The 18,125-nt window shown below is 52.5% G+C and carries 16 protein-coding genes and 1 riboswitch; all 16 genes read left to right on the top strand.

Features of this window, described 5'->3' with window-relative positions; all coding sequences use genetic code 11:
• The first annotated feature begins 433 nt into the window (after window positions 1–433).
• Window positions 434–2,059, top strand: a complete 1,626-nt coding sequence (locus HPL003_RS05210; RefSeq protein ID WP_014278571.1) for a spore germination protein — start codon at window positions 434–436, stop codon at window positions 2,057–2,059.
• On the top strand, window positions 2,059–3,276 hold the full coding sequence (locus tag HPL003_RS05205; RefSeq protein WP_014278570.1) for a Ger(x)C family spore germination protein: 1,218 nt from the start codon (window positions 2,059–2,061) through the stop codon (window positions 3,274–3,276). The genes HPL003_RS05210 and HPL003_RS05205 overlap by 1 nt, the downstream gene beginning before the upstream one ends.
• A complete protein-coding gene (locus HPL003_RS05200) occupies window positions 3,269–3,493 on the top strand; it encodes a hypothetical protein (protein ID WP_014278569.1) in 225 nt (74 codons plus the stop codon). Before HPL003_RS05205 ends, HPL003_RS05200 begins: the two co-directional genes overlap by 8 nt.
• Before the next feature lie 39 nt (window positions 3,494–3,532).
• Window positions 3,533–4,705 (top strand): GerAB/ArcD/ProY family transporter, encoded by a 1,173-nt coding sequence (locus HPL003_RS05195; protein ID WP_014278568.1) that lies wholly within the window; start codon window positions 3,533–3,535, stop codon window positions 4,703–4,705.
• Between the two features lie 101 nt (window positions 4,706–4,806).
• Window positions 4,807–5,652, top strand: a complete 846-nt coding sequence (locus tag HPL003_RS05190; protein WP_014278567.1) for a uroporphyrinogen-III synthase — start codon at window positions 4,807–4,809, stop codon at window positions 5,650–5,652.
• 168 nt (window positions 5,653–5,820) lie between these two features.
• Window positions 5,821–6,375, top strand: a complete 555-nt coding sequence (locus tag HPL003_RS05185) for an LOG family protein (RefSeq protein WP_014278566.1) — start codon at window positions 5,821–5,823, stop codon at window positions 6,373–6,375.
• 57 nt (window positions 6,376–6,432) lie between these two features.
• A riboswitch (cobalamin riboswitch) is annotated at window positions 6,433–6,618 on the top strand.
• 313 nt (window positions 6,619–6,931) lie between these two features.
• Window positions 6,932–8,770, top strand: a complete 1,839-nt coding sequence (gene cobJ / locus HPL003_RS05175) for a precorrin-3B C(17)-methyltransferase (RefSeq protein WP_014278564.1) — start codon at window positions 6,932–6,934, stop codon at window positions 8,768–8,770.
• A 93-nt stretch (window positions 8,771–8,863) separates the two neighbouring features.
• Entirely contained in the window at window positions 8,864–9,955 is a 1,092-nt protein-coding gene (locus tag HPL003_RS05170) for a sirohydrochlorin chelatase (RefSeq protein WP_014278563.1), read from the top strand.
• Window positions 9,952–10,716 carry a precorrin-6A reductase gene (gene cobK / locus HPL003_RS05165; RefSeq protein ID WP_014278562.1) on the top strand — a complete coding sequence of 255 codons (765 nt, stop codon included), beginning with the start codon at window positions 9,952–9,954 and terminating at the stop codon, window positions 10,714–10,716. The genes HPL003_RS05170 and cobK overlap by 4 nt, the downstream gene beginning before the upstream one ends.
• Window positions 10,717–10,871: 155 nt before the next feature.
• Window positions 10,872–11,516 (top strand): precorrin-8X methylmutase, encoded by a 645-nt coding sequence (locus HPL003_RS05160; RefSeq protein WP_014278561.1) that lies wholly within the window; start codon window positions 10,872–10,874, stop codon window positions 11,514–11,516.
• Window positions 11,517–11,590: 74 nt separating this feature from the next.
• A complete protein-coding gene (locus HPL003_RS05155; RefSeq protein WP_014278560.1) occupies window positions 11,591–12,736 on the top strand; it encodes a cobalt-precorrin-5B (C(1))-methyltransferase in 1,146 nt (381 codons plus the stop codon).
• Window positions 12,729–13,985 carry a bifunctional cobalt-precorrin-7 (C(5))-methyltransferase/cobalt-precorrin-6B (C(15))-methyltransferase gene (locus tag HPL003_RS05150; protein WP_014278559.1) on the top strand — a complete coding sequence of 419 codons (1,257 nt, stop codon included), beginning with the start codon at window positions 12,729–12,731 and terminating at the stop codon, window positions 13,983–13,985. The genes HPL003_RS05155 and HPL003_RS05150 overlap by 8 nt, the downstream gene beginning before the upstream one ends.
• A gap of 31 nt (window positions 13,986–14,016) precedes the next feature.
• Window positions 14,017–14,733, top strand: coding sequence for a precorrin-2 C(20)-methyltransferase (gene cobI / locus HPL003_RS05145; RefSeq protein ID WP_014278558.1), 717 nt, complete (start codon window positions 14,017–14,019; stop codon window positions 14,731–14,733).
• Window positions 14,730–15,524: a precorrin-4 C(11)-methyltransferase gene (gene cobM / locus HPL003_RS05140; RefSeq protein ID WP_014278557.1), complete on the top strand. Its 795-nt coding sequence runs from the start codon at window positions 14,730–14,732 to the stop codon at window positions 15,522–15,524. The genes cobI and cobM overlap by 4 nt, the downstream gene beginning before the upstream one ends.
• Window positions 15,517–16,605 carry a cobalt-precorrin 5A hydrolase gene (locus tag HPL003_RS05135; RefSeq protein WP_014278556.1) on the top strand — a complete coding sequence of 363 codons (1,089 nt, stop codon included), beginning with the start codon at window positions 15,517–15,519 and terminating at the stop codon, window positions 16,603–16,605. The genes cobM and HPL003_RS05135 overlap by 8 nt, the downstream gene beginning before the upstream one ends.
• Window positions 16,598–18,052, top strand: coding sequence for a cobyrinic acid a,c-diamide synthase CobB (locus HPL003_RS05130; RefSeq protein WP_014278555.1), 1,455 nt, complete (start codon window positions 16,598–16,600; stop codon window positions 18,050–18,052). The genes HPL003_RS05135 and HPL003_RS05130 overlap by 8 nt, the downstream gene beginning before the upstream one ends.
• Window positions 18,053–18,125 lie beyond the last annotated feature (73 nt).

Raw genomic sequence — 18,125 nt, 5'->3', positions numbered from 1 at the left:
GTATGTAGGGATTATAGTTAGTTATGCTTTAGGTATAGGCATATTCTACGCCCTTGGATATAAGTTTGATATTATGATGCTTTATATTATTTTGACCTCGATCATAATCGGAGAAGTAATCAACTTTGCATTGTCAAAACGAGAGAAATAAAAAAAGCTCTGCTAACCTTAATTGGACGGCAGAGCTATTTTTATCGAAAACGAAGTAGACGGAATGGTGCTGTGCAAGCAGGGCGGTGGCGATGGGAAGCACCATCCGACTGCGCAGTGGCGCAATAGGTAACTTTTAAGATCAGATTAAAAGAAGACTCCAAAACCACCTTAAAGTGGAACTGGAGTCTTCTTTTTGTGCTTATTGGATACATAATCCTTTGCAGGATGGTACATCCTACATGTCATATTCCTGATCGGCCATTCGTAGAGGGGGATAACGATGAAGAAAGTACACTTTCCCAAGCTGCCGAGATTACCGTGGAGCCGGCGCACGATTCCGGCTGCAGATCGCAAGACACGAAATTACGATGCTCTTAAAAGACTGCCTGAACCATCATGGTTGGAACAGCCGTTACGGAGCAGTCTGGAAGACAATTTGACTGCTTTGCGTGATATTTTCAAGGATTGCTCTGATTTCGTCTATCGAGAGCTGATGATTTCCCCTGAACGCAAAGGGATGTTGGCTTATATTGAAGGCACGGTGAAATCGGAGGATTTGCAGGATCATATCCTGCGGCCTTTCATTTTGGGCATGATGCTTAAGGACCCCGAGGTAAACGGAACATTAGATCCGCTGGATGAAACTCGGATTTCCATGTCCCAGACCAAAACGATGGATCAATGGAAAATGGTCTCGGCGGCGATACTGGACGGCAATGCCGCCTTGTTCGTAGACGGTAAGTCTCGTGCGTATATCTTCAGTGCTAAGGGAGGCGTCCGCCGTGGCGTGGAGGAGCCTCAGACCGAGGCGGTTATTCGTGGGCCGCGTGAAGGATTTACCGAGACCCTTCGTGTAAATACCGCTTTGCTGCGATTCAAGCTGAAGACCTCCAAGCTCAAGATGCACAGCATGACCATGGGAACAGAAACCCAAACAGGTGTTGTACTTACCTATATCGAGGGCATCATAGATCCGAAGCTGGTGGAGGATGTAAAAAAAAGGCTTAGCGATATCAAAATAGATGGTGTGCTGGAGACAGGATACATTGAGGAACTGATTGAGGATCACCCGTTTTCACCGTTCCCGGAAATGGAATATACGGAACGTCCGGATACGGTTACTGCGCAATTGCTGGAAGGACGTTTTGCCATTTTTGTAGATGGAACGCCCTTTGCCCTGATTGGTCCAGTCACGATGTGGCAGATGATGCAAGCGAGCGAAGACTATTACGAGCGTTTTTTCATCAGTAATGTAGTGCGCTGGATTCGTTACCTTTTTCTCATCCTGGCTCTTTTCCTGCCTGCATTATATGTGGCGGTCACGACCTATCATCATGATATGCTGCCGACGACACTTATCTTGAGTATTGCTGCGGCGCGTGAATCGATCCCTTTCCCCGCCTTGGTTGAAGCATTGATGATGGAGATTTCCTTCGAGGCGTTACGAGAAGCGGGGATTCGTCTCCCCAAAACGGTCGGCCAAGCTGTCAGTATTCTCGGCGCGCTCGTCATCGGGCAGGCATCTGTACAGGCGGGAATTGTATCAGCACCAGTGGTTATTATCGTGTCGCTCACTGGTATTGCTTCGTTTACCATTCCGCGCTTTAACTTTGCCATCACAGTTCGTTTGCTACGGTTTCCGATCATGCTGATGGCGGGGGTATTCGGATTGTTTGGAATCATTATCGCGACCACACTGATCGCTACACATTTAACCAAACTAACGTCGTTTGGTGTGCCTTACATGAGCGGGTATAGCCCGTACAAACATACGGATCAAAAGGATATCGTTGTTCGTGCGCCTTGGTGGAAAATGACCAAACGCCCTTCATGGATTGGGAAAGACAACAACAAGCGGGCGAAAAAAAACATGAATGGATCGCCCACAACTGAGGAGGGATGGTGATGAAGCCCCGAGGGTCTGATGCAGGGAAAATACGTAAAGCAGCTGTCAGCTGTCTGTTGCTCTGTTCTGTTCTTTTGGGGGGGTGCTGGGACCGTCGCGAGGTGAACGATGTGGCCTTTGTGATGGGAACCGGGCTGGATAAGGAAGGGGATCAATACCGTGTAACGATGGAAATTGCTCTTCCCGGGCAGCTCGGAACCTCGGGAAGCACAGGAGGCGGGGGAGGCACAAGGGGAACGAAATCCTATTATCTGGAGTCGAAGACAGGTCCAAGTTTTCGGGGAGCAAGCACCGAGGAACAGCGTGGGGTCTCACGAACGCTGAATTTTTCCCATCGACGGGTGTTGTTGTTCGGTGAGTCGCTGGCACGTGAGGGGGTTGGCAAAATGATGGATGTATTAGCGCGTATTCCGCAGAACCGGCTGTCTTCTCTGGTTGTCATAACGAAGGGCTCAGCCCTGGATGTGCTTCAGGCGGATGCCCCGATTGAGCAATATCCAGCGGAGATGGTGCGTGAGCTCAACTTTTCATATATGAAAAAGCCTCGTTCCATTAAGCTGCTGATGAATTCAATCCTGCTGGATGGTATTGACCCGGTTGTGCCGGTGATGTCTCTCGTGAAAAATGGTCCCGCCAATATAAAGGACAAGAAGACGAATATTCAGGTGGATGGGCTGGCTGTATTTCGCAAAGATAGGGTAACGGGAATTATCGATAACCATCTAAGCCGGTTTCTGCTATTGGGTATGGATCAGGCCAAGGAGACGGAAATATTTATCTCCCCTCCTAAAGGCACTGGTTATTTGTCTGTACATCTCATCGAAAATAATGTCCATATCAAGCCCTATATTCGAGGGGATGATATTCGAATGACCATTCGTTTGAACTGCAACGGGAATGTAAGGGAGGATGAGACAACTTTCGATATATCCAATGAGCAAAATTTGAGGTGGCTGGAGCAGCAGGTTGCCGAAGAGATCAAGAAGGAGCTGGGTGAGGCTGTCCGGGTTATTCAGCAAAAGTATCATTCAGACGTACTTGGTTTGGGCCGGGTTATCATTATGAGTCGTCCGGATGAATGGAAACGGATTAAACCTCAATGGGACCAACTGTATCCCAAGGTGGAGGTTACCATAGATCCGATCGTGCATATTGAGAATATCGGTGCGGTCACCAAACCATTCGGGATCAAAAAGGAGCAAATCCAAAATGAATAAAGTATTTTTGTTACCCTTGGTGCTGGCTATGCTCTTCATGTATCTGATTGACCGCAAAAGTCTGAGCGCTGCACCTGCCGTCAATCGCTGGATCTCACGCGTATTGTATGTCATTAGCATTGGTATCTGGATCTACGGAACATCGACGAAGAGTTCCGTTTATGTGGCCACATGGCTGAGCCGCTTCATTGATATGTGGCTCCCTCCTGCGTTGTAACGAGAGTAAGATGCCTGTGAGAATAGGAGGATATCCTGCATGAAACAGTTCACAACCAGACAAATCATACTGCTCAGTGTGCTGATGGAGGTCAGTATTACCCTTGTGCATACTCCGTCGCAGGCAGCAGATTACGCATATCAGCATGCCTATTGGACCTGTGCGATTGCCGCCATCGTAATATGCTTGCCGATCTGGGCGATGTTGAAGCTTAAGCGGCGTTTTCCAGATCAGGATCTGCTGCAGGCCATGGTCAGCTCTCACCCCGTGCTAGGGCGTATGCTGCTTGTGGTCTATATCATTATATTCCTGATCATTTTTGCGCGAGATTTGAGAATTATTACCGATTTGGTGGATATTGTACTTTTGCCGATGACCCCGATTGTCGTGATATCCCTTATTATGCTGTTGACCTTAACGTTCATGGCTAAGGGTGGTATAAGTACTATTGTGAATATAGCGGAGATTTTTGTACCGCTGTTTATTCTGACGCTACTGACGATGCCGCTTTTTTTCGGGCGTAATATAGATTTTTCGGCAATAAGACCGTTTTTACACCCGGATATAGGTGGAGTGATCAAAGGCAGCTGGCGCATGCTTGGTTATATGGCAGATCTAATGATATTGCCCTTTATAATTTCTGGACGGAGCTATAATGGCCGCAGTGCATGGCTTGGACATTTGACCGGAACCGCTTTTATGATCATCATGGTGCTGCTATCGGAGTTGGTTATTGGTGTTCCTATCTTGTCACGGCTGTTTTATCCATCGTATGAACTGGCGCGTCAGTTGCAGCTAACGGACTTTCTGGATCGGTTCGACTTGTTTGTGGCTGCACTGACTGTACCAACCCTGCTTACAAAGATTGGTGTTGATCTATACGTTACCAGTTTGGCGGTAAAGCGCATGTTTGCCCATACACGGGGGAGTCTGATGGTTTGGCCCGTAGGCCTGTTGGGTTATGTCTGTTCCTTTATGCTGTTCTCTAATATCGTCCAAATTTATGATTTTAGCCGGGAGTGGACCGTGGTGATGATCATTTTCTTTGTCTTCATGCCCTTTGTACTATGGATGCTACTCCGACCCAAGCCTACCGAAGATAGCGGAGATCATAAGCCATCTGGAGAGAAGCAGGATAGTGCAGGTCAGCCAGATAGCACGAGCCAGCAAGAAAGCCAGCAGGCAAGCAGAACAGGAGAAGCTAACTTATAAGTTTACTATATTCATGGGAAAAGTAATTCTTATTTGTCTTTCAGCCCTCTAATTGTATACTTGGTAGAAAGAAATACGACTTCTACAAAGGAGGGAACAGGATGGCACAACGCATGGCAGGCAAGAGAGTTGCCCTTGCCGGTCCCCGTAAAGCAGACGAAATGGCGCTGCTGGTTACAAAAATGGGGGGCGAGCCGGTGCTGCGTCCGGCCCAAGGCACGGTTTTTCTGGACGATATCGAGCTGCGTAACGCTATTGTATCGTGGGTGAAGCAGCCGCCGGACTGGAACATTTTCACGACAGGCATGGGGATGGACGCGCTACTCGATATGGCGGAGGATATGGGAGTAGCAGAACAGATTATAGAGCTATTACATTCCTCGAACATTGCAGCGCGAGGCTACAAAACGGTCAATGGACTCAAAAAGCGTGGCTTTACGCCAGATGTACGGGATGAGGACGGAAGTTTGATCGGGTTGACGCAGGCCTTTGCTCCGTATGATCTGAAGGGAAAGGAAGTGCTGTTACAGCTACATGGTGATCCGGCCCCTCGGCTGGTGAAGTGGCTGGACGAGCAAGGTGCAGTTACCCGGCAGGTGCTTCCCTATAAGCATATTCCGCCGGAGGAAGCGAATTTGCAAGCATTGCTACAGGATATCCTGAACCGCAATGTGGATGCAGTTACGTTCACCAGCGGTCCGCAAATCCGCTTTTTGGCTCAATATGCAAGGGAACAGAAGCAGATGGAGGATGTGCTGGAAGCTTTTCGCCAGGATGTGATCGCTGTGTCGGTAGGCAAGGTGACGGCGCAGTCCATTTTGGAGGAAGGGATTGGACGGATTGTGTTTCCAGTGGAGGAACGCATGGGCGCAATGATGGTGGAGCTGGGAAAATATTTTGAGCATAGCTCTTCGACGCACGGCTGCGGTTTGGAAGTAGTAAACTAAAACTAACCCGGATACTTGCAATAAAGGGTAAAATGAAGATAAGGGCCTACAAGGTCTTTATCTTTTTTTGTTGGAATGCATCGACTGAAGTTTTTGTTATGGCGAAAATATTTATTTCATATAATGAACAAGCCTCGATGTTGATACCAGAACAGGAGCTGAGACGTTATGAATTCCATTTGTGTATTTGCCGGGTCCAGACCCGGACATTCATCGGTGTATCTTCAGGAGGCAGGCAGGCTTGGAGAGGCTATGGCCCGACATCATGTCCGTTTGATCTATGGAGGCTCCAGCAAGGGGCTGATGGGCGAGGTAGCGGATGCGATGCTGGCAGGGGGCGGTCAGGTCACCGGGATTATGCCGACCCTGTTATTCGATGCAGAGATTATTCACCGGGGAGTTACCGAATTTATTGAGGTGGCGAGCATGCATGAGCGCAAAGCGGTGATGAGCGAAAAGGCCGACGCATTCATTGCCCTTCCGGGCGGATTGGGAACATTTGAGGAGCTATTCGAGGTGCTGTGTTGGGCGCAAATCGGCATTCATCGCAAGCCTATCGGTTTGCTGAATGTGAACGGATATTTTGACCCATTGGCTGAAATGGTGCGTCATAGTGTGCAGGAGGGGTTTACCGGGGCTAACCATCCCGCCCTACTGAGTATCTCTGACGACCCGGATGAATTGTTGCATATGCTAAAAAATAAGGCGGAAAACTTGAAATAAAGCGTTTTTCATGCTTGCACAACTGATTGAGGCAAGGTTATGATAAGACCCATAATCAAATAGCGGACAGACAAGGTGCCTTTGTGATGGAGCAAAGGGTAACAGGGAATCGGGTGCAAGTCCCGAGCGGTCCCGCCACTGTAAGGAAGAGGAGTTTTTCAGACGTCACTCGTGAGAAAACGGGGAAGACGAAAAAATCTGTTGATGCCGAGCCAGGAGACCTACCTTGATCTGTATGCACCGTTAACCTTCGCGGAGAGGATGGGTGTACGAAATCAGGAAATCAGGCGCACGTTGCTTTTTCCATGTTGCTTACAGGTTTGCGTGGATCTGAACGTGCAGAAGCGTTTCAAGCGTGAACTAGCAGATGGAAAGCAACGGCACGAGGCGGAAGACAAGAAGTGTCTTCTTAAGTTGTGTCCGTCTGATGATACGATGCGTACATAGGAAACCCATCCGGGCAGGATGGGTTTTTTTGAGTTACAGGCTGTCCATATATAAGTGAAATAGATAGAAATGTGGAAAACATAGCATAGATTTAAGAAGGAGGATAACGATGAGCCCATTAGGAAAATTGCTCGTGATTGGATTCGGACCGGGGGATATGGAACATATCACAAAACGAGCGTTGGACGCGCTGGCCGAGAGCGAGGTCATTATCGGCTACAACACCTATATGGATCTGATCCGTCCGTTGCTGAATGGACAGGAGATTGTACGCACAGGGATGACGGAGGAAGTGAGCCGTGCGCAGGAGGCGGTTCGACAGGCGGAGATGGGTAAGAAGGTAGCGGTCATTTCCAGTGGAGACGCAGGCGTATATGGTATGGCGGGGCTGGTGTACGAAGTGCTGATGCAAAAGGGCTGGCGACGTGAGGACGGGGTTGAGGTAGAAGTCGTGCCGGGGATATCGGCGATTCAGTCCTGTGCTTCGCTGCTGGGTGCGCCAGTCATGCATGATGCGTGCACGATCAGTCTGAGTGACCATTTGACCCCTTGGGAAACGATTGTGAAGCGTGTAGAAGCGGCAGCTTCGGCGGATTTTGTAATTGCACTGTACAATCCGCGCAGTGGTCGGCGTACACGCCAGATTGTTGAGACTCAGTCTATTTTGCTGCGTTACCGTGATCCGCAGACTCCTGTCGGGCTGGTGAAGAGTGCTTATCGCGACCGTCAGCAAGTAATTGTGACGACGCTGGAAGATATGCTGAATCATGACATTGGTATGCTGACGACCGTCATTATCGGTAATTCCTCGACAATCGTGTATGACGGCCTGATCGTGACGCCGCGCGGGTATCAGCGCAAGTATACGCTGGATGCGTCCGAGCAGGCGCTCAAGCCGCATCAGCGGCTCCGCACGGAAGCGGAGCCGTGGTCGCTGGGCGCGCAAGAGGATCGCGCGCAGAATGCGTCGCAGGCAGGCGCAGCTCGCGCAGTGCCAGCCCCTGTGGGAGCTGGCGGGACCGCGTCCGGGCCTTCCGCGAGCGGTGCTGCTGCGGTTGCCACGCAGGCACGCCCGCAAGCGGTGGCTGCCGTGCAGGCCGCGCCGTCTGCGGCGCAAGCCGGGGTGGCCCCGGCATCGCTGGCAGCGGAGGCGCTGAGCCGCCTCGCTGCGGGCGGCAAGCTGCCAGGCGAAGCCAGCGCGCGCTGGAGCGGGCAAGCGCCCGTCGTGAGCGCCGCCGGAACAGCAGCCGTGGCCGGAGCAGTGGCTACGGCCGGGACAGCGACAGGCAGCTTTGGCAAGCCTGCGCTGTTCGAGGTGGGCGTTTCCCCCGGCGTGGGAAACAAGAAGTTCACCGCTCGCCAGATGGCGCTGCTCGCGGAGGTAGCAGGTGATGAAGGCGAGCTGGAGTATACGCCGGATCACCAGATAGTGCTGCGCGTGCCATGCGCAGACCCGGAGGAGCTGGTAGGGCGGCTGCGTGATGAACGATTCATCGTGATGCCGATTGGCGATGTGTTTAAGGTGAAGGCGTGTGACTTCTGCAATATGGAGAAGGATGACGCTGTGCCTGTGGCTGAGCATCTACAGGTTGTACTGGGCGGATTACGGGCACCTAAGGAAACGAGCATTGCTTTGAACGGCTGCGGCATGGCTTGCTATGGGGCGGTGTTGGAGGATATCGGAATCGTGTACCGCAAGGGAGGATACGATCTGTTCCTCGGCGGCAAAAAATTTGGCCGTAACGCTCATGCTGCTCAACCTGTGGCAGAGGGCATTCCCGGGGATCAGATTACGGATATCGTTGAGCATATCATCGCTGAATATAAGGAAAAAGGGCATCCGAACGAGCGTTTTCATAAATTTTTCAAACGTGTGGGAGTTGTAGCGGGTTTTCGGCATGAAGATGCACCTGCAACAGTAGAAGTGAATGCCGTTTGCGGCGATTAATGAGCTGGAAAGCCTGTTTTTATGGATGTAGGCATATATATAAAATAGGGCGTCTTGCAGATTATCCCTATTGATGAGGAGGAAAATACAGCAGTGAATGCAATATTGTTGGTTGGACATGGGAGTCGGGACCCGGAGGGGAACCGGGAGTTGCTGGAATTTGCACAGGCGGTGGCAGACCGGGTGCCGGATATGTGTGTGGAAACCTGTTTTTTGGAGCTGGCACGGCCCAGCATTGCTGAAGGTGTGCAGGCATGTGTGGAGCAAGGGGCGACGCGTGTCGTGCTTATTCCGATTATTTTGTTCGCAGCGGTACATGCCAAAATTGATATTCCGATGGCGATTGATCGTGCGAAGGCTAAGTATCCTCAGGTGGAATTTGTATATGGACGTCCGATTGGCGTTCACGAAAAAATCGTTAGCATCCTGCTAAACCGCTTGAAAGAAGCTCGTCCGGTTGCAGTTCCAGCGGGAATGAATAGCGCTGTAGAGGCAATTGCCGAGGTACCCGACGAAGAAACGGCGGTACTTGTATTAGGACGCGGAAGTAGCGATCCAGATGCGAACAGTGACTTTTTCAAAATCACCCGTATGCTGTGGGAACAGCTTTCTTATACGTGGGTAGAGAGTAGCTTTATCGGTGTAACGCAGCCTTCTTTTCCCGATGGATTGGAGCGTTGTGTACGATTGGGGGCCAAAAAGATTATCGTGCTTCCCTATTTTCTGTTCACAGGTGTGCTGATTAAGCGCATCGGAGAAATGACCCAGGAATTTGCCGAGGCTCACCCTGCATTACAAGTGGAGATGGGCGGATATTTTGGTTTCCATCCCCAATTGATTGAACTGGTGCTGGAGCGAGCTAAGGAAGGCTTGTTCGGCAAGGTTACGGCCAATTGTGATAACTGCCAGTTCCGTCTGGAGGCGCAGGAGCACCACCATCATCACCACGATCATGATCATGACCACGGGCATGACCACGATCACCATCATGATCATCACCATCATGCTCATGAGCATGGACACGATCATCATCATGAGGAGCACTCACACGATCACAAGCATGAGCATGTACATGCGCACAGCCATGATGACCATGATCATGAACACCACCACGATCATGCACATACGCCATCTGTTGTGAACGGAAGCGGGATTTCAGGCAGCGGGCAGGTGAGTGACTCATGATTTTCATGCTATGCGGAACAAGCGATGCTCGGGAATTGGCGCTGCAAATCCGTGACGATGGCTTCAAAGTGTTAACCTCCGTCGTAACAGAAAGCGCGGCAGCCAGCCTGTCCGAAGTGGGTCTGGACGTACGTACAGGTCGAATGACAGCCGATGAAATGGCAGCAGTGGTTCGGGAACAGGGAGTGCAGGCCATCGTGGATGCCAGTCATCCTTTTGCAGAAGAAGCACATGCGAATGCGATGACAGCCGCCCGCGAGTCCGGGGTTCCTTATGTTCGCTACGAACGGGCAGGGCTGGTGTATGACAATCATCCGCTGCTTCACATCGTACCCTCCTATGAGGAAGCCGCATTGGAAGCGAAGCAGCTCAAAGGCTCCGTAATGCTTACGACAGGCAGCAAGACGCTCGGCACGTTCACCCAGCATTTGCTCGGAGACCCGGAGATTCGTCTGGTTGCACGCATGCTCCCACGTCTGGACAATATGGAGAAATGCAGCGAACTGGGCATGGAGCAAAAAAATATTATCGCTATGCAGGGACCTTTTTCCCGCGAGATGAACGAGGCATTGTACAAGCACTTCAGCACGACGGTGATGGTGACCAAGGAAAGCGGACGCACGGGAGCGGTGGATGAAAAGGTTCAATCTGCACTGGAGCTGGGTATTCATGTTATTTTAATTTCCAGACCAGAAGTGGAATTTGGCACCGTATTTGATCATTTCAACGGAGTGATCGACGCACTGCGTACAGCCGAATAGGAGTCTATGCTCTAAGTTATAAATCTATGACTCTATGAAGCTGGTCAATCCCAGTCAATCCGATAAATCCAGAGCGATCTCTGGCGTGTATTTAAAATATAGCTATCTTAAAATACGTATATAAACTAATTTTCCATAAGGGAGTGGTCGAGACGATGGATTTTAAAACAGATTTCAAACCGCTGACGGTGCAGCCGCAGGAGATTGAGGGCAAAAGCTTCGAGATGATCACGGAAGAACTGGGAGAGCATCCTTTTACAGAAGCGCAATATCCAGTCGTACAGCGCGTTATTCACGCGTCTGCTGATTTCGAGCTGGGTCGCAGCATGGTGTTTCATCCAAAAGCGATTGAAGCCGGGGTTGCAGCCATTCGCGCAGGGCAGCAGGTCGTTGCGGACGTGCAAATGATTCAGGCGGGTCTGAGCAAGGATCGTATCCGTCAGTTTGGCGGGGATGTGCATGTCTATATTTCTGACCCGGACGTGATGGAGGAAGCGAAAAGACTGAATACGACACGCGCCATCATTTCGATGCGCAAAGCGATTCAGGCAGGCGAAGGCGGTATTTATGCGATCGGTAATGCACCGACAGCTCTGCTGGAGCTGATTCGTCTGGTAAAAGAAGGAGCGGCCAAGCCCGGCCTGATTATCGGGATGCCTGTTGGCTTCGTATCGGCGGCAGAATCGAAGGACGAGCTGCGCAAGCTCGATATTCCGTTCATTACGAACATTGGGCGTAAGGGCGGCAGTACCATCGTCGTGGCGGCATTGAATGCAATCTCCTTAATGGCTGTCCGCTAGATGCGGTTGCCCGTTTGCTGTATCATGAAATGAATTGGAGCATGATCAGCATGAGAGGTTAAGGAGGAATTGGTATGGAAAAGGAAGCGACGTCCGCCGACAGGCCCAAACGGATGAAAAGCGGTGAAGCTCCCGCGCCGGACAAGCCGATGCGGTCAGGCTTTACGACTGGAGCCTGTGCGGCTGCGGTTGCCAAAGGAGCGGTGCAACTGCTCATCACGGGCATTCCGCCGAAGGAAGCGGTGATATCGCTGCCAGCGGGATTCGATCATGCGTTCGAGCTGATCGAGCCTGTGCTGAACGCGGACGAGGCTTCCTGTACGACGATCAAGGACGGCGGCGATGACCCGGATGCGACGCATCAGGCGAGAATTATCGCGTCCGTCAGTTGGCGGGAGGAGCCGGGCATTGAACTCGACGGCGGCATCGGCGTGGGGCGGGTGACGAAGCCCGGCCTGCCTGTGCCTGTCGGGGAAGCGGCGATTAATCCTGTGCCGCGCCGAATGATTATGGAGGCCGTCACAGGCGTGCTTGAGGAGCATGGATCGGCCAAAGGTGTCCGTGTCGTCATCAGCGTACCGGACGGCGAAGAAATCGCCAAGAAGACGCTGAATGGGCGACTTGGTATTCTTGGCGGTATCTCCATACTGGGTACGCGAGGTGTGGTGGTTCCATTTTCTACCTCAGCTTATAAAGCGAGTGTCGTGCAGGCCATATCGGTTGCGCAAGCCATGGATTGCAAGGAAATTGTCCTGACCACAGGCGGTAGCAGTGAAAAATATGCAATGCAAATGTACGATCAGTTGACGGAAGAAGCTTTTATTCAGATGGGCGATTTTGTCGGCTTTGCGATCAAGCACGGAAAACGGCTGGGAATGAAGAAAATTATTCTCGTCGGCATGCCCGGCAAGCTGTCGAAGGTCGCTCAAGGTGTCATGATGGTTCATTCCAAGAGCGCCCCGGTGGATTTTGGCTTTTTGGCCAAGGTCGCGCGTGAAGCGGGTGTGGACGAGTCGCTTGCAGCAGCGGTGGCCGAGGCGAATACAGCTACCCAGGTGGCGGATATGATGACCGAGGCGAATGTGCTGAGTTTTTTTGAAAAGCTGTGCACCTATGGCTGTCAGCATTGTTTGGAGCATGCAGGTGGTGGAATTGTCGTAGAAATGGTACTGGTAACGCTGAAAGGAAACGTGCTGGGGAGGGCGAGAGTCGGTGAGTAGAGTGATCCGTGTCATTGGTATTGGTGAAAATGGAGCGGCAGGTCTGTCGCAGGAGACGTTGGAGCGAATCGAGCGTGCGGACGTGCTGGTTGGGGGAGAGCGTCAACTGGCCTTTTTTCCAACAGCCGCAGGGGAAAAACGAACATTAAAGAGCGGCTTCTCCGCCGTGGTGGAAGAATTGGGACGTTTGCGTGAGGACAAGGATATTGTTGTGCTTGCGTCAGGCGATCCGCTTTTTTTTGGCATCGCAGGGTATTTATCCGCCAAGCTGGGGGCTGAGCATCTGGATATTTTGCCGCATCTCAGCTCGGTTCAGTTGGCGTTTGCGCGTTTGGGCGAGAGCTGGCAGGATGCGGTGCTGGAAAGCGTACACGGCCGTCCGATGACCGGACTGGCACAGCGGATCGACGGACAGAACAAGGTCGCGCTGCTGACGGACGACCGGAATCATCCCGCCGCAGTTGCTGCCTATCTGCTGCATTACGGCATGACCGAATACGATGCCTTTGTCGGTGAGCGTTTGGGCGGTCCGGATGAGGCGTATCGGCATTATACGCTGGAAGAGATGGCACAGGGGGAGTTCCAATCACTGAATGTGGTTATTTTGCGCCGCCGTAAAGGTGCGGATGTACCAGCGATTCGTCGGGGGTTTGGTTTCGAGGACGCGGAATTTCACCAGCGCAAGCCGGAAAAAGGGCTGATTACGAAGCGTGAAGTGCGCGTGTTCAGTTTGTCCGAGCTGCGTCTGACCGAGCGAAGCATCGTATGGGACATTGGCGCAGGCTCAGGGTCTGTAGCTGTGGAATGCGCGCGACTGGCCAAGTACGGGCAAGTATTTGCCATTGAGAAGAATGAAGGCGATCTGGTCAATGTGGAAGCGAACAAGATCAAATTCCGTACCGATTTTCCGGTCATTCACGCCAAAGCACCTGCCGGACTGGACGAGCTGCCAGACCCGGATGCAGTGTTTATCGGCGGAAGCGGGGGAGAACTGACGGAGCTGATTCGTCTGTGTGCTTCCCGTCTGCGTACGGATGGACGTATTGTAGTGAATGCTGCGACGATTGAGACGCTGCATGACGGTATGAAGGCGATGCAGGAAGCAGGACTGGACACCTCGGTGACGTTACTGCAAACAGCGCGTAGCAAGCCGATTTTGAATATGACACGTTTTGACGGACTGAATCCGATCTATGTCATTACGGGACGGCCGACGATGGAAGCGGCTGACGAGGTAGCAGGGGAGTAATTGGGTGGATCAAGAGGGGGAGAGAGACAGCATGAATATGGCGGCAACAGGAACACTTTACGGCGTAGGCGTGGGGCCGGGTGATCCCGAGCTGATTACGGTCAAGGCGTATCGCATGATTCAGGAATGCGCGGTTGTGGCTTATCCGAAGAAACGTCGGGGGGGCAAATCGTATGCCCATGAAATTGTGGAGCTGTACGTAAACCCGGAGGAAAAAGAGATGCTGGGGCTGATTTTTCCAATGACCAAGGACCCGGTGGTACTGGAGCGGGAGTGGAACAAAACGGTGATGGCCTGCTGGGAGGCTCTGAGTCAAGGCAAGGATGTAGCCTTTGTCACAGAAGGAGACCCCAATCTGTACAGTACCTTTATTCACTTGGCACGGCTCATGAAGGATCTTCATCCCGAGGTGCCGATTGTGTCTATTCCGGGCATTTCGTCCGTGTTGGGAGCGGCGGCGGCCCTGGAATTGCCTTTGGCAGACGGAGATCAGCAGGTCGGTATTATTCCGGCTACGGATGATCGGGAAGCGATGAAGCGGGCGATTGAAAATCACGATACGGTCGTGTTTATCAAGGTTGCCAAGGTGCTGGATCTGATATTGGATGTGTTGGATGAGCTGAATCTGGGGGATCGGGCGTCTGTCATTACCAAGGTTACTTCTCCTTATGAAATGGTATGGCATGACGCGCGCGAGCTGCGCGGACAGGAGCTTGAATATTTGAGTCTGATGGTGGTGAGCAAATGAGTTTGGAGCCGAAAGTATATATTGTAGGAGCGGGGCCTGGTGATCCTGAGCTGATTACCGTCAAAGGCTCCAGAATTTTACGTACAGCAGATGTGGTACTGTATACGGATTCACTTGTGAACGACGAGCTGATTGCTACGGCTAAGCCAGAGGCGCAGGTACTGCAAAGCTCAGGCATGGATCTGGAGCGGCAGGTTGAAATTATGAGTGAGGCTGTGCTGGCTGGACGCAGTGTAGCTCGTGTACATACGGGTGACCCGGCAGTGTACGGCGCGATTTTGGAGCAAATGGTGCTGCTGAAGCAGCGCGGAGTCGCTTACGAAATCGTGCCGGGCGTCAGCTCGGTCTTCGCTTCTGCTGCCGTACTTGGCGCTGAGCTGACTGTGCCTGACCTGACGCAAACCGTCATCCTGACGCGTGCGGAGGGCCGCACACCTGTACCGGATCGGGAAAAGCTGCGCGACCTGGCATCCCATCACTGTACAGTGGCTCTATTCCTCAGTGCAACGCTGGCGAAAAAAGTGGTCGTTGAGTTTCTGGCGGCAGGCTGGAGCGAGGACACGCCTGTAGCGGTTGTGCAGCGTGCAACCTGGCCGGACCAAAAAATCGTGCGCACAACGCTCGCTCAATTGCCTACAGATCTGCGGGCAGCGGGAATCACGATGCATGCCATGATTTTGGCAGGCTGGGCGCTGGACCCTGGTCTGGTGGACAAGGACGCCCATCGTTCCAAGCTGTATGATAAGTCGTTCACTCACGGCTACCGGAAGGGAGTGAAGCCTGGTGAGTAATCCATTTGCTGCTGTGGCGATCACGAAGCACGGAGTGGAAATGGTTCGTAATTTAGGAGCCAGCTTTCCGGGAACGGATGTGTATTACATGTCCAAGTTTGAGCGTGGTGACGAGCAGGAGCGCGGCATTCAATTGTTTGAAGGCTCGGTTAAGCTGATTTTGCCGGATTTATTTAAACAATATAACGGTATTATTTTGTTTATTTCCCTCGGTGCGGTCGTTCGTATGATTGCGCCGATTCTAGTGGATAAAAAGGTAGACCCGGCGGTGGTCGTCATTGATGATCGCGGTGAGCATGTCATTAGCGTACTGTCGGGGCATTTGGGCGGTGCCAATGAACTGACTCGTCATGTGGCTTCGGTACTCGGCGCACGTCCGGTGATTACGACCGCATCGGATGTGCAGGGCACGATTCCGGTGGACATGTTCGGCCGGGAATTGGGTTGGGTGGTCGACAGCTTCGACAAGGCTACCCCGGTGAGCGCGGCAGTAGTGAATGAGGAGCCTGTGGCGATCGTGCAAGAGACAGGCGAACGAAACTGGTGGCGTTATGACAAGCCTGTGCCTGCCCATATCAAGGTATATGCTTCGATGGCAGAAGCTTCACTAGAGCCGTTCAATGCGGCACTGGTCATTAGTGACCGTTTGCTGGAGCCGGAGGAAGAGGGACGGTTTCTAACTAATGGCGTACTGTATCGTCCGAAAAGTCTGGTGCTCGGCATCGGCTGTAATCGGGGTACTGCTGTGGAGGAGCTGGAGGCTGGCGTGCTGGACACCTTGAATGAGCTTCGCTTGTCTGTGAAAAGCGTGCGCAATATTGCGACCATTGATCTGAAAAAGGATGAAGAGGGCTTGCTTGCCCTTTGCACCAAATACGGCTGGGAGCTGGTGACGTACACCCCGTCAGAGCTAAACACCGTGCAGCTTCCCAATCCATCGGAAACAGTCTTTAAGTATACAGGAGCGTACGGTGTCAGCGAGCCTTCAGCCCTGTTATCCTCCGGTGCAGATCATTGGCTGCTGGAGAAGAAAAAAAGCGGCAATATGACAATATCCGTAGCACGGGTTTCTTATGACTGATCGCAATAAGCAGGATGTGCGAACAGATCAGGCCCTTGTTGCACACAGAAGCCGTATCGTCGTGGCTGGAACGGGCAGCGGTGCGGGCAAAACGACCGTCACCCTCGGGCTGATGAAGGCTTTTGCCGACAGCGGCCTGCGGGTGCAGGGTTTTAAGTGCGGGCCGGATTATATTGATCCGACCTATCATACCGCCGCGACCGGAACGCCTTCGCGTAATCTCGATTCATGGATGACCTCGCCGGATACGGTGCGTGAAACCTTTATCCGTGCCTCCAAAGGTGCGGATATTTCCGTGATTGAAGGCGTCATGGGGCTTTATGACGGCAAGGACCCGCTCAGCAACACAGGGTCGACTGCGGAAATCGCCATGCTGACGGATAGCCCTGTGCTGCTGGTCGTTGACGTGCGCAGCATGGCACGAAGCGCGGCCGCTATTGTACTCGGTTTCCAGCGTCTGGAGCCGAAGCTGTGTATTGCGGGTGTGATCGTGAACCGCTGCGGAAGCCAAGGGCATTACGGCATTGTCAAAAAGGCGATCGAGCAGGAGTGCGGCATCCCCGTGCTCGGCTGGCTCAAACGCGACGATGGGCTGGAGATTCCCGAGCGTCATCTGGGCTTGGTCCCGGCTGTCGAACGCGGCGAGCTGGAGCCGCTCTTCCAACGGGCAGCAGAGTTGATCCGCGCAGGCACGGATTTGGCCGCGCTGCGGGCACTGGCGGACTCGGCTCCGCCGCTGTCTCTGCCAGCGCAGCCGTTATTTGCCCCGGATCGGCTTTGGTCAGAGACGCAAGCCGACGCCGGGGAACGTCCGGTCATTGCCGTTGCCAGAGATGCGGCGTTCAACTTTTACTACCCGGAAAATTTGGATTTGCTGCGTCAGTCGGGAGCTGAACTTTCCTTTTTCAGTCCGCTGGCGGGAGAACGTGTACCTGAGCAGGCAAGCGGCCTATACCTGGGCGGCGGTTTCCCCGAGGAGTTTGCCACAGATATCGCTGCAAATAAGGGCTTTTTGGAAGATATCCGCAACGCAGTGAGCCAGGATATGCCTGTATTCGCCGAATGCGGTGGTTACATGGTGCTGGCGCGTACGCTTACTGATCGTTCCGGTGCTGTACATATCATGGCGGGGGTGATCCCGTCCGACGTGCGAATGCAGGAAAAGCGGGCTGCTCTCGGATACCGGGAAGCAACTGCATTACAGGATTGCTTGCTGCTGGAGGCCGGTGAGATCATTCGGGGCCATGAGTTTCATTATTCCGTGATGGCCTATGATGAGTCAGCCTCCCCGTATCCTTATGCCTATCAAACCAAGGGGATGCGCGGGCTCCAGAGCGAAGGCTATGCGAAGGGAAACCTGTTGGCAGCCTACACGCATATTCACCTTGCCTCTCTTCCCAAGGCGGCAGCACGCTGGGTGGAAAAGTGCAGGGCATACGGTCAGTAATTTGCCATCCAGCACCCATCGCAACTGTAGATCATGACAGGATGAATGAACGACTTCGTGTGTACGCCAAAAA

The sequence above is a fragment of the Paenibacillus terrae HPL-003 genome, from assembly GCF_000235585.1.
GTDB classification, from domain to species: Bacteria; Bacillota; Bacilli; order Paenibacillales; family Paenibacillaceae; genus Paenibacillus; species Paenibacillus terrae_B.
This window is presented reverse-complemented; position numbering and strand designations above follow the sequence as displayed.